Source organism: Pseudomonas sp. McL0111 (assembly GCF_052567255.1).
The window spans coordinates 531,699-547,529 of sequence record NZ_CP199585.1 but is presented as its reverse complement, the minus strand read 5'-3'; the positions used below and the strand labels follow the sequence as shown (position 1 = coordinate 547,529).

Genomic DNA, 15,831 nt, shown 5'->3' with positions numbered 1-15,831 from the left:
CGTCGTACGAATCCAGATGCGGCCATTATCGTGAACATGCCTGAACGAGATCCTGCCATGAGTGAAGAGATTCTGATCAACATCACGCCGATGGAATCGCGCGTGGCGGTGGTCGAAAACGGTGTGCTGCAAGAAGTGCACGTCGAGCGCACGCAAAAACGCGGGATCGTCGGCAACATCTATAAAGGCAAGATTGTCCGGGTGCTGCCGGGTATGCAGGCAGCGTTCGTCGACATCGGTCTGGATCGCGCCGCTTTCATCCATGCCTCGGAAATCTCCCTGCGCGAAGGCCCGGCGGTAGAAAGCATCAGTTCGCTGGTACACGAAGGGCAAAGTCTGGTGGTGCAGGTCACCAAGGACCCGATTGGCTCCAAGGGCGCGCGCCTGACCACGCAACTGTCGATCCCGTCGCGGTATCTGGTGTACATGCCGCGCACCGCCCACGTTGGCATTTCCCTGAAAATTGAGGACGAAGCCGAGCGCGAGCGCCTCAAGCAAGTGGTCAGCGATTGTGTGGCCAAGGAAGGGATCAAGGAGGCGGGCGGCTTTATTCTGCGCACGGCTGCCGAAGGTGCCGGTGCCGATGAGATTCTCATGGACATCCGCTACCTGCGGCGTCTGTGGGATCAGATCAATTCGCAGATCAAGACCATCGGCGCGCCGAGCGTAATCTACGAAGACCTCGGCCTTGCGCTGCGCACGTTGCGTGATCTGGTCAGTCCGAAGATCGAGAAGATCCGCATCGACTCGCGGGAAACCTTTCAGAAAACCACGCAGTTCGTCGCCGAGCTGATGCCGGAAATTGCCGACCGTCTGGAACATTACCCGGGCGAACGACCGATTTTCGACCTGTACGGCGTCGAAGACGAGATCCAGAAAGCCCTTGAACGCAAAGTGCCGCTGAAGTCCGGTGGTTATCTGGTGGTCGATCCGGCAGAAGCCATGACCACCATCGACGTCAACACCGGGGCGTTTGTCGGCCATCGCAATCTCGAAGAAACCATCTTCAAGACCAACCTCGAAGCGGCCACCGCGATTGCCCGACAACTGCGCCTGCGCAATCTGGGCGGGATCATCATCATCGACTTCATCGACATGGAAGATGAAGAGCACCGTCGCCAGGTGCTGCGAACCCTGGAAAAACAGCTGGAGCGCGATCACGCCAAGACCAACATCATCGGGATCACCGAGTTGGGCCTGGTGCAGATGACCCGCAAGCGCACCCGCGAAAGTCTTGAGCAAGTGCTGTGCGAGCCGTGCAGCAGTTGCCAGGGACGCGGCAAGTTGAAGACTCCGGAAACCATCTGCTACGAAATTTTCCGTGAGATCCTGCGTGAGGCTCGCGCCTATCAGGCCGAGGGTTATCGCGTGCTGGCGAACCAGAAAGTCGTCGACCGCTTGCTCGACGAAGAGTCGGGTAACGTCGCCGAACTTGAAGGTTTTATCGGCCGCACCATACGCTTCCAGGTGGAAACCATGTATTCCCAGGAACAATATGACGTGGTACTGCTCTGAACCCCTGCGGCACATTTTTTCCACATCGGCTGGCCTCAGCTTTTTGCAGTATTTTTGCCATGGGAGCCAACTGACATGGAGCGTCTGACACGCATTTTGGCCGCACTCACCCGCTGGGGGCTGGGCCTGTGCGCGTTGGTTCTGGTGTTGATGGCGTTGTACGTCAGCCTCGGCCGGGAACTGACGCCGCTGGTGGCGGAATACCGCGCCGAGATCGAAGACAAAGCCACTGCCGCTCTTGGCATGCCGCTGCAGATCGGTGAGCTGGAAGGCAACTGGAGCGGTTTCGCACCGATTCTGCTGGCACATGACGTGATCGTCGGCGATGGCGCGAACGCCTTGCGCCTTGATCGCGTGCGCGTCGTGCCGGATCTGTGGGCCAGTCTGCTGGCCCGTGAAGTGCGCATTGCTCATCTCGAACTCAATGGCCTGAAAATCAGCCTCAAGGAAGGCGATGACGGCAAGTGGGCTCTGGAAGGTTTGCCGGTCAAAGACGATCAGCCGGTTGACCCGGAGCAACTGTTCAATCGCATGCAGATGGTGCAACAGCTGTCGGTACTCGACAGCCAGGTGACGTTGCAGCCGCTGGACCATGCACCAATGACCATGACGTATGTTGGGATCAATCTGAAAACCGGTTCCAGCCGTCAGCGCCTCGATGCGCGATTGACCCTGCCGGACGGTCAACCCGTCGCATTGAGCCTGAACACCCGGATTCGAGCCGCCGACTGGCAAAACGCAGGCGTGGAAGGTTACGCGAGCCTGCCGCAGAGCGACTGGTCGAAGTGGCTGCCTGAGCGTCTGACCCAGCAGTGGAACTTCACCGAGATCAAAGCGGGCGGCGAGCTGTGGGTGGACTGGAAAGAAGGTTCCCTGCAAAGCGCGGCACTGCGTTTGAACGCGCCGCAACTGACCGGTGCGTATGCCGAGCGCAAGCCGATTCAGATCAATAATCTGGCGCTCAACGCGTATTACCAGAGCAGTGCCGAGGGTGCGACCATTACCCTCGACTCGCTGGCGATGAATTTCGGCGAAACCCGTTGGGAGTCCCATGTACAGCTCAAGCAGACGTCTGCCAGCGACAAGGTCGACGAGCTCTGGCACATGCAGGCTGATCGCCTCGACCTGACGCCGATCACGCCGTTGCTCAATGCGCTGGGGCCGTTGCCGGAAGGTTTCGCTACCGTCGTCGATCATTTGAAAGTGACCGGTGGTTTGCGCAACGTGCTGCTGGATTTCCGTCCTAACGCTACCGACGGTACAAAATTCAGCTTTGCGGCCAATCTCGATAGCGTCGGTTTCGATGCCTATCACGGTGCCCCGGCGGCGCGGAATGTCAGCGGCAGCCTGAGCGGCAATCTCGACGGCGGCGAGTTGCGCATGGACAGCAAGGATTTCATGCTGCACCTCGACCCGATTTTCGCCAAGCCATGGCAATACCTTCAGGCCAACGCCCGCTTGACCTGGAAGCTCGACAAAGAAGGATTCACCCTGATTGCGCCGTACCTGAAGGTGCTGGGCGAAGAGGGCAAGATTGCCGGCGACTTCCTGATTCGCCTGCACTTCGACCACACCCAGGAAGACTATATGGACCTGCGGGTCGGTTTGGTCGAAGGCGATGGTCGCTACACCGCCAAGTATCTGCCGAAGGTTCTCAGCCCGGCGCTCGACGAGTGGCTGCGTACTGCGATCCTCAAAGGCGCGGTGGATCAGGGTTTCTTCCAGTATCAGGGTTCGCTGAGCAAAGACGCCGGGGAAGCGGATCGCAGCATCAGCCTGTTCTTCAAGGTGCATGACGCCGAACTGGCGTTCCAGCCGGGCTGGCCACATGTGAGCAAGGTCAGCGGTGATGTCTTCATCGAAGACAGCGGCGTGCGCATCGTCGCGCAAAAAGGCCAGTTGCTCGACACGCAGGTCAGCGATGTTTTCGTCAATATTCCGCATGTACCGGCCGGGCAAAAGACCCACCTGTTCCTCGACGGCGCGTTTGCCGGCGGGCTGGGCGATGGTCTGAAAATTCTGCAGACGGCGCCGATCGGCACTGGCGAAACCTTTGCCGGGTGGGAAGGCGAGGGGGATCTGCAAGGCAAACTCAAACTCGACGTTCCCCTGGAAAAAGGCGATCAACCGAAAATCCTTGTCGACTTCAAAACCGCCAATGCACGCCTGAAACTGGCTGAGCCGAAGCTGGAACTGACTCAGCTCAAGGGCGATTTCCGCTTCGACAGCGCCAAGGGCCTGAGTGGACAGAACATCGCTGCGCGAGCATTCGACAAACCGGTGACGGCGCAGATCTTCGCTGATGGCAGTCCTGGCAAGCTCAAGACCCGGGTGGCGGCGTCGGGGCAGGTTGAGGTCAAGAAACTCACCGACTGGCTGGGCGTGACCCAACCGTTGCCGGTGTCGGGGACGATTCCGTATCAGTTGCAACTGAATCTGGACGGTGCCGACAGTCAACTGATGGTCAGCTCCAACCTTAAAGGTGTCGCGGTGGATTTGCCGGCGCCGTTCGGCATGTCTGCGCAGGTCGGTCGCGACACCGTGTTCCGCATGACGCTGCAAGGCGCGGAACGCCGTTACTGGGTCAATTACGACCAGCTGGCCAATTTCACTTTCGCGGCGCCGCCGAGCAATTTCGCTGAAGGTCGGGGCGAGTTGTTCCTTGGCGCAGGCGAGGCCGTGCTGCCCGCCGGTAAAGGTCTGCGCATTCGCGGCGTGCTGTCGGAGCTGGATGTAGCGCCGTGGCAGGATCTGGTCAGCAAATACGCGGGTCAGGACCCGGGCGGCAGTGCCAAGCAATTGCTCAGTGGTGCCGATTTCAAAGTGGGCAAGCTGACTGCATTCGGCACCACGCTCGATCAGGCTGCGGTGCAGTTGAATCGCAAGCCGGGAGTCTGGGCCTTGGCGCTCGACAGTCAGCAGGCCAAGGGCACTGCCAGCCTGCCAGATGCCAAGAGCGCGCCGATTGTGGTCAACCTGCAATACGTGAAACTGCCGGCGCCGGACCCGACGGTACAAGCGGACGAGAATTCACCTGACCCGCTGGTTTCGGTCAATCCGACCAACATCCCGGCGCTGGATATCACCATCAATCAACTGTTCCTCGGGCCGGATCTGGTCGGTGGCTGGTCGCTGAAGGTGCGGCCGACCGCCAAAGGCATTGCTCTGAACAGCCTCGATATGGGCCTCAAAGGCATTCTGTTGCAGGGCAACGGTGGCTGGGAAGGTTTGCCGGGCGCCACTAACAGTTGGTTCAAGGGTCGGATCAGCGGCAAGAACCTCGCCGATGTGCTCAAGGGCTGGGGGTTTGCGCCAAGTGTGACCAGCGAAGACTTCCACATGGACGTCGATGGCCGCTGGCCGGGTTCGCCGGCATGGCTGGCGACCAAGCGCTTCTCCGGCACGCTCGATGCGTCGCTGAACAAGGGCCAGTTCGTCGAGGTTGAGGGCGGCGCCCAGGCATTGCGCGTGTTTGGCCTGCTCAACTTCAACTCCATCGGCCGCCGCTTGCGTCTGGACTTCTCTGATCTGTTCGGCAAAGGCCTGAGTTACGACCGGGTCAAAGGCTTGCTGGTGGCGAACAACGGCGTTTACGTGACCCGCGAGCCGATTCGCCTGACCGGGCCGTCGAGCAACATCGAAATGAACGGTACGCTGGATCTGGTCGGTGATCAGGTCGATGCCAAACTCTTGGTGACGCTGCCAGTCACCAATAACCTGCCGATTGCCGCGCTGATCATTGGTGCGCCGGCGGTCGGCGGTGCGTTGTTCCTGATCGACAAGCTGATCGGTGACCGCGTGGCGCGCTTTGCCAGTGTGAAGTACACCGTCAAAGGCCCGTGGAAAGAGCCGAAAATCACATTCGACAAGCCTTTTTGAACAGCCACTAGTAGCATGACCGTAACCGTGTAGGAGCTGCGGCACGCTGCGATCTGTTGATCTTGTTTTTAAAGCAGAATCAAAAGATCGCAGCGTGCCGCAGCTCCTGCAGGGTATGAGTTGATTTCAATTAAGGAAGCAGCCATGTCGGTAGCGGTGATTCAAATGGTCAGCCAGAGCGATGTGCTGGCAAATCTGGCCCAGGCCCGGCGCCTGCTCGAGCAAGCGGCGGCCGGCGGCGCGAAACTCGCGGTATTGCCAGAAAACTTCGCTGCCATGGGCCGTCGCGACATCGCCGATATCGGCCGCGCCGAGGCATTGGGCGAAGGTCCGATCCTGCCATGGTTGAAACAGACCGCTCGCGACCTCAAGTTATGGATAGTGGCTGGCACGTTGCCGTTGCCGCCGGTTGATCAACCGTCGGCGAAGGTGCATGCCTGTTCGTTGCTGATCAACGATCAGGGCGAAACCGTTGCGCGATATGACAAGTTGCACCTGTTTGATGTCGATGTAGCGGACAATCGCGGCCGTTATCGCGAATCCGATGACTATGCTTATGGCAGTGGTGTGGTGGTGGCGGACACGCCGGTCGGTCGAGTCGGCCTGACCGTGTGTTACGACCTGCGTTTTCCCGAGCTGTACAGCGAGTTGCGTGCTGCCGGGGCCGAATTGATTACCGCACCGTCGGCCTTTACCGCAGTGACCGGCGCGGCGCACTGGGACGTGCTGATTCGCGCACGCGCCATCGAGACTCAGTGTTATGTGTTGGCGGCGGCGCAGGGCGGGACTCATCCAGGCCCGCGTGAAACCTTCGGGCATGCGGCGATTGTCGACCCGTGGGGCCGCGTGCTGGCGCATCAGGATCAAGGCGAAGCGGTGCTGCTGGCCGAACGCGACAGCAATGAACAAGCGTCCATCAGGGCGCGAATGCCGGTGGTGAGCCATCGGCGGTTTTTCTCGCAGGGCGCACAGCGTCCTGCTTCAGAACACGAATTTAAGGCGTAAACCTATGAGCGAGTTGTTGTCCTCAGTCAGTGATCATCTGTTGGCGCCCGGTGGCGTGACGATCGAAAGCCTGCAAAGCGTGCTGGGCGACCTGGCAGGTCCGGGCATCGATGCTGCCGACCTGTATTTCCAGGGGCAGATCTCCGAGACCTGGGCGCTGGAAGACGGCATCGTCAAGGAAGGCAGCTTCAACCTCGACCAGGGTGTTGGCGTGCGTGCGCAGTCCGGTGAGAAAACCGGTTTTGCCTACAGCAACGCGATCACCCTCGAAGCCCTGGGCGCAGCGGCGCGTGCCGCACGTTCGATTTCCCGTGCCGGGCAGAACGGCACCGTGCAGGCGTTCACCACTCAGGACGTCGCCCAGCTGTATGCACCTGACAACCCTCTGGATGTCATGAGCCGTGCCGAGAAAGTCGAGTTGCTCAAGAGTATCGACGTCGCGACTCGTGCCCTCGACCCGCGTATCCAGCAAGTCAGCGTGAGCATGGCCGGGGTCTGGGAACGCATTCTTGTCGCTTCCACTGACGGCGGTCTGGCAGCCGATGTGCGACCTCTGGTGCGTTTCAACGTCAGCGTGATCGTCGAGCAGAATGGCCGTCGCGAGCGTGGCGGACATGGCGGCGGCGGGCGTACCGATTACCGTTATTTCCTCTCGGAAGACCGCGCCATGGGCTATGCCCGTGAGGCGTTGCGTCAGGCACTGGTCAATCTCGAAGCGATTCCTGCTCCAGCCGGCACGTTCCCGGTGGTATTGGGTTCGGGCTGGTCCGGCGTGCTGCTGCACGAAGCGGTGGGCCACGGTCTGGAAGGCGATTTCAACCGCAAGGGCAGTTCCGCCTACAGCGGACGTATGGGCGAAATGGTTGCTTCCAAGCTGTGCACCATCGTCGATGACGGTACTTTGAGTGGTCGTCGCGGCTCGCTGAGCGTCGATGACGAAGGCACCCCGACCGAGTGCACCACGCTGATCGAAAACGGCGTGCTCAAGGGCTACATGCAAGACAAGCTCAATGCCCGCCTGATGGGCGTGGCCCGTACTGGTAACGGTCGTCGCGAATCCTACGCGCATCTGCCGATGCCACGGATGACCAACACCTACATGCTGGGTGGCGAAAGCGATCCGGCAGAAATCATCGCTTCGGTGAAGAAAGGCATCTACTGCGCCAACCTTGGCGGCGGTCAGGTCGATATCACCAGCGGCAAGTTCGTGTTCTCCACCAGTGAGGCCTACCTGATCGAGGACGGCAAAATCACTGCTCCGGTCAAAGGCGCGACGTTGATCGGCAATGGTCCGGAGGCGATGAGCCGGGTGTCGATGGTCGGTAACGATCTGGCGCTGGACAGCGGTGTGGGCACATGCGGCAAGGATGGGCAGTCGGTGCCGGTGGGTGTCGGCCAGCCAACGCTGAAAATCGATGCGATCACCGTCGGTGGCACGGGCGCATAAGAAGGGATGGAACTGCGGGTGGCGCGCGGTGCGGCCACCCGATGACGAATATCAACGCAGACCGCGTTGAGTCTCGTCCAGTTCACGGATGTACTTGAAGATTTTACGGCCGGAAGCAGGAGGTTTGTTTTGCGCAACCTCGTGCTGAGCCTGACGGATCAACGAGCGCAGTTGCTGGCGATCGGCGTCCGGGTATTCGGCGACGAATTTCTCCAGCACGGCGTCATCACCGGCGATCAGGCGGTCACGCCAGCGTTCGAGATTATGGAAACGCTCGTTGTACTGACGGGTAGAGGCATCGAGTTGATCGAGCAAAGTCAGAATCGCGTCAGTGTCCTGATCGCGCATCAGTTTGCCGATGAACTGCAAGTGCCGTTTACGCGCGATGTTCGCGGTGTGCTTGGGTGCATCGGCCAGAGCCCGGCGCATAGCGTCGGTCAAAGGCAGTTTTGCCACCAAGTCAGGCTTTAGTGTTGTAAGGCGCTCGCCGAGGTCAACCAGAGCATGCAGCTCGCGTTTGACCTGAGATTTGCTTTTTTCTCCCGTATCGAGGGAGTCGTCGTAAGAATCAACCATGGTGGCAGTCCGCAAAGAAACGCCGCCATGATAACCAGTCGGGGGCCGCTTGTCCGGCCCGGTCGCTCGATGACCCCAGCCGAAAGCAGAATTTGAGTGGAGATGAGCATGAGTGCAGTTCAAAGCGTCGGCCCGCAAGCGTTGCCGGCACTGCAGGAACAAGTCGAGCAGATCATCGCCGAAGCCAAGCGTCAGGGCGCCAGTGCCTGTGAAGTGGCGGTGTCGCTGGAACAGGGCCTGTCGACTTCAGTACGTCAGCGCGAGGTCGAAACTGTCGAGTTCAACCGCGATCAGGGTTTTGGTATCACCTTGTACGTGGGTCAGCGCAAAGGTTCGGCCAGCACCTCGGCCACCGGTCCGGACGCGATCCGTGAAACGGTTGCCGCTGCTTTGGCCATTGCCAAGCACACCTCCGAGGACGAAGCCTCGGGTCTGGCCGATGCTGCGCTGATGGCCAAGGACCTGCGCGATTTCGATCTGTTTCACGAGTGGAATATCACCCCGGAGCAGGCCATCGAGAAAGCGTTGATCTGTGAAGCGGCGGCCTTCGATACCGATGCGCGGATCAAGAATGCCGATGGCACCACGCTCAGCACGCATCAGGGTTGCCGCGTTTATGGCAACAGCCACGGTTTCATCGGTGGTTATTCATCGACCCGGCACAGCCTGAGTTGCGTGATGATCGCCGAGGCTGATGGCCAGATGCAGCGCGACTACTGGTATGACGTGAGCCGTCAGGGCGAATTGCTGGCTGATCCGGTGAGCATCGGTCAGCGTGCTGCGCAACGGGCGGCGAGCCGTCTCGGCGCGCGTCCGGTGCCGACCTGCGAAGTGCCGGTGCTGTTTTCCGCCGAGCTGGCGGGCGGGTTGTTCGGCAGTTTCCTCTCGGCGATTTCCGGCGGCAGTCTGTATCGCAAGTCGTCGTTCCTTGAAGGCACTTTGGGGCAGACGCTGTTCCCTGAGTGGCTGACCATCGATGAGCGCCCACATCTGATGCGCGCCATGGGCAGCTCGGCGTACGACGGTGATGGCCTGGCGACCTACGCCAAGCCGTTCGTCGAAAAAGGCGAGTTGGTCTCGTACATTCTCGGCACCTACTCCGGTCGCAAGCTCGGCATGCCAAGCACCGCCAACGCTGGCGGCGTGCACAACCTGTTCGTCACCCATGGCGACGAAGATCAAGCTGCGCTGCTGCGCCGTATGGGGCGCGGGTTGTTGGTTACCGAACTGATGGGCCATGGCCTGAACATGGTGACCGGCGATTATTCCCGTGGTGCTGCGGGTTTCTGGGTCGAAAATGGCGAAATCCAGTTTGCGGTGCAGGAAGTGACTATCGCCGGCAACATGCGCGACATGTTCAAGCAGATCGTCGCGGTCGGTAACGATCTGGAACTGCGCAGCAACATTCGCACAGGCTCGGTATTGATCGAGCGGATGACGGTGGCGGGCAGCTAACGCTCGGCCGTTACACAAAAGGCGCGCCACCCAACCGGGTGGCGCGCCTTTTTTGTGTCTGGCTTCCTGTACAGGCACGCTTGTTTTGGTTCTCATTATCATCTAATAATAAATCTCATTATCGGATGAGCCCCGAATCATGAGTTCTGCCTTGCACGAGCAGCCTTACCTTGAAAGCTGGCGCTGGATGAGCCGCCAGATTCGTTGCGCGATGGACCCCGACGAGCCGCGCCTGATCGAACACTATCTGGCGGAAGGCCGTTATCTGTCGTGTTGCACGGCCACCTCACCCTGGACCATCGCTGAAACCTCCTTCCGTCTGCTGCTCGACACGGCCACCGACATTGCGCTGCCGTGGCACTGGCGCAGCCTCTGTCTCGATCAAGCCTGGCGCCCCCTGCGTGAAATGGAGCGCCTGTCTTTGTGCAAATGCCGGCTCAAGCGCTGGCAAAGCTACTCCTGGCAACTGGCGACCTGCGAGTTGCAACCCTCGATTCCTCTTATTGAACTGGTGCAAGGATTTTCAGATGACCAAGACACGTATTGAGCGCGACAGCATGGGCGAATTGCAGGTGCCGGTGGACGCTCTCTACGGCGCGCAAACCCAGCGCGCAGTGGATAATTTCCCGATCAGCGGCAAACCAATGCCGATGCAATTCATCCGCGCGCTGATCCTGGCCAAAGCCGCAGCCGCGCGGGCAAACGTCGAACTCAACCAGATCAGCGCTGCGCAGGGCAAAGCCATCAGCGATGCCGCTCAGGGTCTACTGGAAGGCGATTTCATGCAGCATTTCCCAGTGGATATCTTCCAGACCGGTTCCGGCACCAGCTCCAACATGAACGCCAACGAAGTGATCGCCACGCTGGCTACCCGCCTGCTCGGCGAACCTGTGAACGCTAACGATCACGTCAACTGCGGCCAGAGCAGCAACGACATCATTCCGACCACCATCCATGTCAGCGCCGCGCTGGCCCTGCATGAGCAACTGCTGCCGGCGCTGCTGCACCTGGTGCAAGTGATCGAAAGCAAAGCCACGCAGGTTCACCATCACGTCAAAACCGGCCGCACGCATTTGATGGATGCGATGCCGGTGCGCATGAGTCAGGTGCTCAATGGCTGGGCGCAACAGCTCAAGGCCAATATCGGCCATCTGCAAGACTTACTTCCGAGCCTGCAAGCGCTGGCTCAGGGTGGCACGGCGGTCGGCACCGGGATCAATGCTCACCCGGAATTCGCTGCACGTTTCAGCCGTCAGTTGAGCCAACTTACCGACGTGCAATTCACTCAAGGCAAGGATCTGTTCGCCCTGATCGGTTCTCAGGACACCGCCGTTGCGGTCTCCGGACAACTCAAGGCGACTGCCGTGTCGCTGATGAAAATTGCCAACGACCTGCGCTGGATGAACTCCGGTCCGCTCGCCGGTCTCGGTGAAATCGAACTCGAAGCGCTGCAACCGGGCTCGTCGATCATGCCGGGCAAGGTCAATCCGGTAATTCCGGAAGCCACCGCGATGGTTGCCGCGCAAGTGATCGGCAACGATTCGGTGATCACCATTGCCGGTCAGTCGGGCAACTTCGAACTGAACGTGATGTTGCCGATCATCGCCGACAACCTGCTGAGCAGCATCGAGTTGCTGGCCAACTCCAGCCGTTTGCTGGGGGACAAGGCAATCGCCACCTTCAAGGTCAACGAGTCGCGGCTCAAGGAAGCGCTGTCGCGCAACCCGATTCTGGTTACCGCACTCAATCCGATCATCGGTTACCAGAAAGCCGCCGAAATCGCCAAGCAGGCCTACAAGCAGGGTCGCCCGGTGATCGACGTCGCGCTGGAGCACACCGACCTGTCGCGCAGCCAACTGGAAGAGTTGCTCAATCCCGAGAAACTCACCGCCGGCGGCGTGTAATCACCGCAACCGCTTTGGAGGCTCACCATGGAGCACTGGAAACGCACGATTGAACGGGCTAATCGCTGCTTCATGCTGGGCGAACTGATCGATGCCCGCGAGGCTTACCTGCAAGCATTGGCGCTGGCGCAAGTGCTGTATGAGCGTTGGGCGGATGCCGACGAAGCGGTGGCGGCTTGTGTGATTTCCCATCACAACCTGGCGGACTTGCACCTGCGCCTGAACCAGCCGGAGGAGAGCGCCGAATACCTCTGCGCGATCCATCAACGGCTATTGCAGACCATGCAGGACGAGCGCCTGCGCCCGGCCTTGCGTGAGGCCGCGTTGCGCCAGAGCAGCAAGACCTACGTCGAGTTGTTGAATTTCATCAGCGAGCACGGCGAATACCCGCGAACCCAGCGTCTGCTGCACCCGGACACTGGCAATGCGCGCCGTGCCTCAGCCTCACATCACCATGGAGTCCATTGAAATGGCTTTTACCTTGCCTGCCTTGCCTTACGCCTACGATGCCCTGGAACCGCACATCGATGCGCAAACCATGGAAATCCACTACACCAAGCATCACCAGACCTACATCAACAACCTCAATGCCGCAGTAGAAGGCACCGAATACGCCGAGTGGCCGGTGGAGAAACTGGTCGCCAGCGTTCAGCAACTGCCGGAAAAACTCCGCGCAGCGGTGATTAATCAGGGCGGTGGTCACGCCAACCATTCGTTGTTCTGGGAAGTCATGGTGCCTGGCGGCGGTGGCAAGCCAAACGGCGCGCTGGCCAAGGCCATCGACGAGCAACTGGGTGGCCTCGACAGTTTCAAAGAGGCTTTCACCAAAGCCGCGCTGACCCGTTTCGGCAGCGGCTGGGCATGGCTCAGCGTGACTCCGCAGAAGACGCTGGTAGTTGAAAGCAGCGGTAACCAGGACAGCCCGTTGATGAACGGCAATACGCCGATTCTCGGTCTGGATGTCTGGGAGCACGCTTACTACCTGCGTTATCAGAACCGCCGCCCGGAATACATCAACGCGTTCTACAACGTGATCAATTGGCCTGAAGTTGCTGCGCGCTATCAAGCCGCACTGGTTTAAGTCTCCAATAAAAACAATCCAAGGCTGACTATGGGCACTGAAACACTGGCGATCGGCGGCGGGCGTATGTTTCGTTACGCAGTGGGATCATTGTTGCTGCTGGCGGGCATGACGTTGCTGGCGGCACATGGACTTGAATGGCTGAACCTTGAGCCGAGACTGTCACGAGCGTTGCAGGGCGGCGCGATCTGCGCCCTCGGCACGGCGCTCGGAGCGGTGCCGGTGCTGGTGATTCGGCGCATGCCGCAAATACTCAGCGATACGCTGCTGGGATTTGGCGCCGGGGTGATGCTGGCGGCGACCGCGTTTTCGCTGATCGTGCCGGGAATCGCCGCCGCTGAAAGTCTGGGCCTGACTCCGTGGGCGGCCAGCGGCCTGATCTGCTTTGGCATCATGCTCGGCGCGTTCGGGCTGTTTCTGGTGGATCGTCAGGTCTCGGGCGCTTCGCCGGAAATGCTCGTTGGCACTGTCGAACATCCAGTGATACCGCCGCGAATCTGGCTGTTCGTGTTCGCAATCATTGCCCATAACATCCCTGAAGGCATGGCTGTCGGTGTTTCTGCCGGCGGCGGCATGCCTGACGCCGATAGCCTCGCGATGGGCATTGCCCTGCAGGATGTGCCGGAAGGTCTGGTGATTGCGCTGGTATTGGCTGGGGCCGGGATGTCGCGGGTCAAGGCGTTCCTGATCGGCGCGGCGTCAGGATTGGTCGAGCCGGTATTTGCGCTGCTCTGCGCCTGGCTGGTCAGTCTTGCGCAGTTGTTGTTGCCGCTGGGGCTGGCGTTGGCGGCAGGTGCGATGCTGCTGGTGGTCACTCACGAAATCATTCCGGAGTCGCGACGCAATGGTCACGACAAAATGGCCAGCCTTGGGCTGTTGAGCGGGTTCTGTCTGATGATGGTGATGGATACTGCGTTAGGCTAAAACAAAAAGATCGCAGCCTGCGACAGGGAAACACATTCCAACTGTAGGAGCTGCCGCAGGCTGCGATCTTTTGATCTTTTATGATCAACCGCCTTCGTCGAAGTAGTTGTTGATCAACGCCACCAGCGCATCCAGCGCTTCCTGTTCCTGATGCCCTTCGGTACTCAAGTAGATTTTGGTGCCCTTGCCGGCCGCCAACATCATCATAGCCATGATGCTTTTGCCATCGACCGTGGTTGCTGGCGTGCGTCCGACTCTGATCGAGCAATCCTGAAACTGTCCCGCGACGCCAACGAATTTGGCCGATGCCCGGGCATGCAGGCCCAGTTTGTTGATGATTTCAATTTCCAGAGCAGGCATCGCGGTGTGAATCCTTTAAGTGAGGTCGCGGTGGCGGACCTGGACATTCTTCAGGGTTTTCTGCAGGGCCTGACCCAGACGTTCGGTCAGGTAGACGGAGCGGTGATGCCCCCCGGTGCAGCCAATGGCAATGGTGACGTAGGCGCGATTGCTCGCGGCGAAACGCGGCAGCCACTTGTGCAGGTAAGCGAAAATGTCCTGGAACATTTCTTCGACTTCCGGCTGGGCTGCCAGGTATTCGGCTACCGGCTCATCAAGACCCGATTGTGCGCGTAGCTCCGGTTTCCAATATGGATTGGGCAGACAACGCACATCGAACACCAGATCCGCATCCACCGGCATGCCGCGCTTGAAGCCGAACGACTCGACCAGAAACGCCGTACCCGGCTCCGGCTGGTTCAGCAGGCGCAGCTTGATGGTGTCGCGCAACTGGTACAGGTTCAGATTGGTGGTGTTGACCTTGAGGTCGGCCAGGTCGGCAATCGGGCCGAGCAGGGCGGTTTCATCGTTGATCGCTTCAGCGAGCGAACGGTTGGCGGTGCTCAGCGGGTGACGACGACGGGTTTCCGAGAAACGCTTGAGCAGGGTTTCTTCGTCGGCATCCAGATACAGCACGTCACACTGAATATGGCGACTGCGCACTTCTTCAAGTAGCTCGGGGAAGCGCGAGAGATGGCTTGGCAAGTTGCGCGCATCAATCGAAACGGCCACTAACGGTTGGGCCAGTTCGGTGTGGATCAGCGCGCGTTCGGCCAATTCCGGCAACAAACCTGCAGGCAGGTTATCGATGCAGTAGTAGCCGTTGTCCTCAAGAACATCGAGCGCGGTGCTTTTACCTGAGCCGGAACGGCCACTGACGATGATCAAACGCATGATTACTGCCCGTTTTGTTCGTCCAGTACAACCTGGTACAGGGCTTCGTTGCTTGAAGCGCTGCGCAATTTATCGCGCACGTCCTTGCGATCCAGCATGCTGGCGATCTGACGCAACAATTCCAGATGCGCATCGGTAGCAGCTTCCGGCACCAGCAGTACAAACAGCAGATCAACCGGTGCGCCGTCGATGGCGTCGAAATCGATGGGTGCTTCGAGGTGAATCAAGGCGCTGATGGGCGCTTCGCAGCCTTTCAGGCGGCAGTGGGGAATGGCGATGCCGTTGCCAAAACCGGTAGAACCGAGTTTTTCACGGGCGATCAACGCCTCGAAGACATCTTGCATCTCCAGATCCGGCACTTCGCGGGCGATCAGGTTGGCAATTTGCTCGAGGGCTTTCTTTTTACTGCCGCCCGGCACGTTCACGAGGGAACGGCCGGGGGTCAGGATACTTTCAAGTCGGATCATGGGATGGGGGAGTTAACGACCGGTCGCGCCCTGGAGGAGGCTCTGGGTCTTTTCCTTATGCTTTTTGAGTTGTTTATCCAGCTTGTCGGTAAGGGCGTCAATGGCTGCATACATGTCGGTATGTTCAGCGTTGGCGACCACTTCGTTGCCGGGTATATGCAAGGTGGCTTCGATTTTCTGTTTCAACTTCTCGACCGTCATCGTGACCTGCACGTTGGTGATTTTGTCGAAATGCCCCTCGAGCCTCTTGAGTTTGAGCTCGATGTATTCGCGCAGGGGCTTGGTCACTTCCAGTTGGTGTCCACTGATGTTGACTTGCATACCGCTTCTCCTTCGTTGCCAGTG

Annotated in this window: 15 protein-coding genes; 10 read left to right on the top strand and 5 right to left on the bottom strand. The window is 59.6% G+C overall.

The genetic code is table 11. The features are described 5' to 3' along the window. The first annotated feature begins 57 nt into the window (after window positions 1-57). From rng to tldD, 4 genes are all read left to right on the top strand, one after another. Window positions 58-1,515, top strand: coding sequence for a ribonuclease G (rng, locus tag ACTWLJ_RS02645; protein ID WP_445179773.1), 1,458 nt, complete (start codon window positions 58-60; stop codon window positions 1,513-1,515). 75 nt (window positions 1,516-1,590) lie between these two features. After that, window positions 1,591-5,394, top strand: coding sequence for a YhdP family protein (locus ACTWLJ_RS02640; protein WP_445179772.1), 3,804 nt, complete (start codon window positions 1,591-1,593; stop codon window positions 5,392-5,394). A gap of 144 nt (window positions 5,395-5,538) precedes the next feature. Beyond that, window positions 5,539-6,399, top strand: a complete 861-nt coding sequence (locus tag ACTWLJ_RS02635) for a carbon-nitrogen hydrolase family protein (RefSeq protein ID WP_445179771.1) — start codon at window positions 5,539-5,541, stop codon at window positions 6,397-6,399. A gap of 4 nt (window positions 6,400-6,403) precedes the next feature. Further along, window positions 6,404-7,846: a metalloprotease TldD gene (tldD, locus tag ACTWLJ_RS02630; RefSeq protein WP_445179770.1), complete on the top strand. Its 1,443-nt coding sequence runs from the start codon at window positions 6,404-6,406 to the stop codon at window positions 7,844-7,846. Window positions 7,847-7,897: 51 nt separating this feature from the next. Here tldD and yjgA read toward each other — a convergent pair whose 3' ends face one another. Continuing rightward, window positions 7,898-8,422 (bottom strand): ribosome biogenesis factor YjgA, encoded by a 525-nt coding sequence (yjgA, locus tag ACTWLJ_RS02625; RefSeq protein WP_401218441.1) that lies wholly within the window; start codon window positions 8,420-8,422, stop codon window positions 7,898-7,900. Between the two features lie 108 nt (window positions 8,423-8,530). On the opposite strand from yjgA, the gene pmbA reads away from it, so the two are divergent. The 6 genes from pmbA to ACTWLJ_RS02595 all read left to right on the top strand — a co-directional run bounded on the left by pmbA (window position 8,531) and on the right by ACTWLJ_RS02595 (window position 13,786). Continuing rightward, window positions 8,531-9,877, top strand: coding sequence for a metalloprotease PmbA (gene pmbA, locus ACTWLJ_RS02620; protein ID WP_401218444.1), 1,347 nt, complete (start codon window positions 8,531-8,533; stop codon window positions 9,875-9,877). Window positions 9,878-10,016: 139 nt separating this feature from the next. Further along, window positions 10,017-10,424 (top strand): FagA protein, encoded by a 408-nt coding sequence (locus ACTWLJ_RS02615; protein WP_401218447.1) that lies wholly within the window; start codon window positions 10,017-10,019, stop codon window positions 10,422-10,424. Continuing rightward, entirely contained in the window at window positions 10,405-11,781 is a 1,377-nt protein-coding gene (locus tag ACTWLJ_RS02610) for a class II fumarate hydratase (RefSeq protein ID WP_445179769.1), read from the top strand. Before ACTWLJ_RS02615 ends, ACTWLJ_RS02610 begins: the two co-directional genes overlap by 20 nt. Before the next feature lie 27 nt (window positions 11,782-11,808). Then, complete coding sequence (locus ACTWLJ_RS02605; protein ID WP_401218452.1) at window positions 11,809-12,249, top strand: hypothetical protein; 441 nt, start codon at window positions 11,809-11,811, stop codon at window positions 12,247-12,249. Between the two features lies 1 nt (window position 12,250). After that, a complete protein-coding gene (locus ACTWLJ_RS02600) occupies window positions 12,251-12,862 on the top strand; it encodes a superoxide dismutase (protein ID WP_445179768.1) in 612 nt (203 codons plus the stop codon). Window positions 12,863-12,892: 30 nt separating this feature from the next. Beyond that, a complete protein-coding gene (locus ACTWLJ_RS02595) occupies window positions 12,893-13,786 on the top strand; it encodes a ZIP family metal transporter (protein ID WP_445179767.1) in 894 nt (297 codons plus the stop codon). Between the two features lie 84 nt (window positions 13,787-13,870). Here ACTWLJ_RS02595 and ACTWLJ_RS02590 read toward each other — a convergent pair whose 3' ends face one another. The 4 genes from ACTWLJ_RS02590 to hpf are packed head-to-tail and all read right to left on the bottom strand — an operon-like array spanning window position 13,871 to window position 15,807. Beyond that, the gene (locus tag ACTWLJ_RS02590) at window positions 13,871-14,146 is read right to left on the bottom strand and encodes an HPr family phosphocarrier protein (RefSeq protein WP_445179766.1); all 276 of its coding nucleotides are present in this window, start codon (window positions 14,144-14,146) and stop codon (window positions 13,871-13,873) included. 15 nt (window positions 14,147-14,161) lie between these two features. Beyond that, on the bottom strand, window positions 14,162-15,019 hold the full coding sequence (gene rapZ, locus ACTWLJ_RS02585) for an RNase adapter RapZ (protein WP_445179765.1): 858 nt from the start codon (window positions 15,017-15,019) through the stop codon (window positions 14,162-14,164). A gap of 2 nt (window positions 15,020-15,021) precedes the next feature. Continuing rightward, window positions 15,022-15,486, bottom strand: coding sequence for a PTS IIA-like nitrogen regulatory protein PtsN (gene ptsN / locus ACTWLJ_RS02580; RefSeq protein WP_401218465.1), 465 nt, complete (start codon window positions 15,484-15,486; stop codon window positions 15,022-15,024). A 12-nt stretch (window positions 15,487-15,498) separates the two neighbouring features. Beyond that, window positions 15,499-15,807 (bottom strand): ribosome hibernation-promoting factor, HPF/YfiA family, encoded by a 309-nt coding sequence (gene hpf / locus ACTWLJ_RS02575; protein WP_401218468.1) that lies wholly within the window; start codon window positions 15,805-15,807, stop codon window positions 15,499-15,501. Window positions 15,808-15,831 lie beyond the last annotated feature (24 nt).

Bases quoted from the DNA above. Each gene is read 5' to 3' on its own strand.
- rng (WP_445179773.1), top strand. From the start codon at position 58: ATGAGTGAAGAGATTCTGATCAACATCACGCCGATGGAATCGCGCGTG.
- ACTWLJ_RS02640 (WP_445179772.1), top strand. From the start codon at position 1,591: ATGGAGCGTCTGACACGCATTTTGGCCGCACTCACCCGCTGGGGGCTG.
- ACTWLJ_RS02635 (WP_445179771.1), top strand. From the start codon at position 5,539: ATGTCGGTAGCGGTGATTCAAATGGTCAGCCAGAGCGATGTGCTGGCA.
- tldD (WP_445179770.1), top strand. From the start codon at position 6,404: ATGAGCGAGTTGTTGTCCTCAGTCAGTGATCATCTGTTGGCGCCCGGT.
- yjgA (WP_401218441.1), bottom strand. From the start codon at position 8,422: ATGGTTGATTCTTACGACGACTCCCTCGATACGGGAGAAAAAAGCAAA.
- pmbA (WP_401218444.1), top strand. From the start codon at position 8,531: ATGAGTGCAGTTCAAAGCGTCGGCCCGCAAGCGTTGCCGGCACTGCAG.
- ACTWLJ_RS02615 (WP_401218447.1), top strand. From the start codon at position 10,017: ATGAGTTCTGCCTTGCACGAGCAGCCTTACCTTGAAAGCTGGCGCTGG.
- ACTWLJ_RS02610 (WP_445179769.1), top strand. From the start codon at position 10,405: ATGACCAAGACACGTATTGAGCGCGACAGCATGGGCGAATTGCAGGTG.
- ACTWLJ_RS02605 (WP_401218452.1), top strand. From the start codon at position 11,809: ATGGAGCACTGGAAACGCACGATTGAACGGGCTAATCGCTGCTTCATG.
- ACTWLJ_RS02600 (WP_445179768.1), top strand. From the start codon at position 12,251: ATGGCTTTTACCTTGCCTGCCTTGCCTTACGCCTACGATGCCCTGGAA.
- ACTWLJ_RS02595 (WP_445179767.1), top strand. From the start codon at position 12,893: ATGGGCACTGAAACACTGGCGATCGGCGGCGGGCGTATGTTTCGTTAC.
- ACTWLJ_RS02590 (WP_445179766.1), bottom strand. From the start codon at position 14,146: ATGCCTGCTCTGGAAATTGAAATCATCAACAAACTGGGCCTGCATGCC.
- rapZ (WP_445179765.1), bottom strand. From the start codon at position 15,019: ATGCGTTTGATCATCGTCAGTGGCCGTTCCGGCTCAGGTAAAAGCACC.
- ptsN (WP_401218465.1), bottom strand. From the start codon at position 15,486: ATGATCCGACTTGAAAGTATCCTGACCCCCGGCCGTTCCCTCGTGAAC.
- hpf (WP_401218468.1), bottom strand. From the start codon at position 15,807: ATGCAAGTCAACATCAGTGGACACCAACTGGAAGTGACCAAGCCCCTG.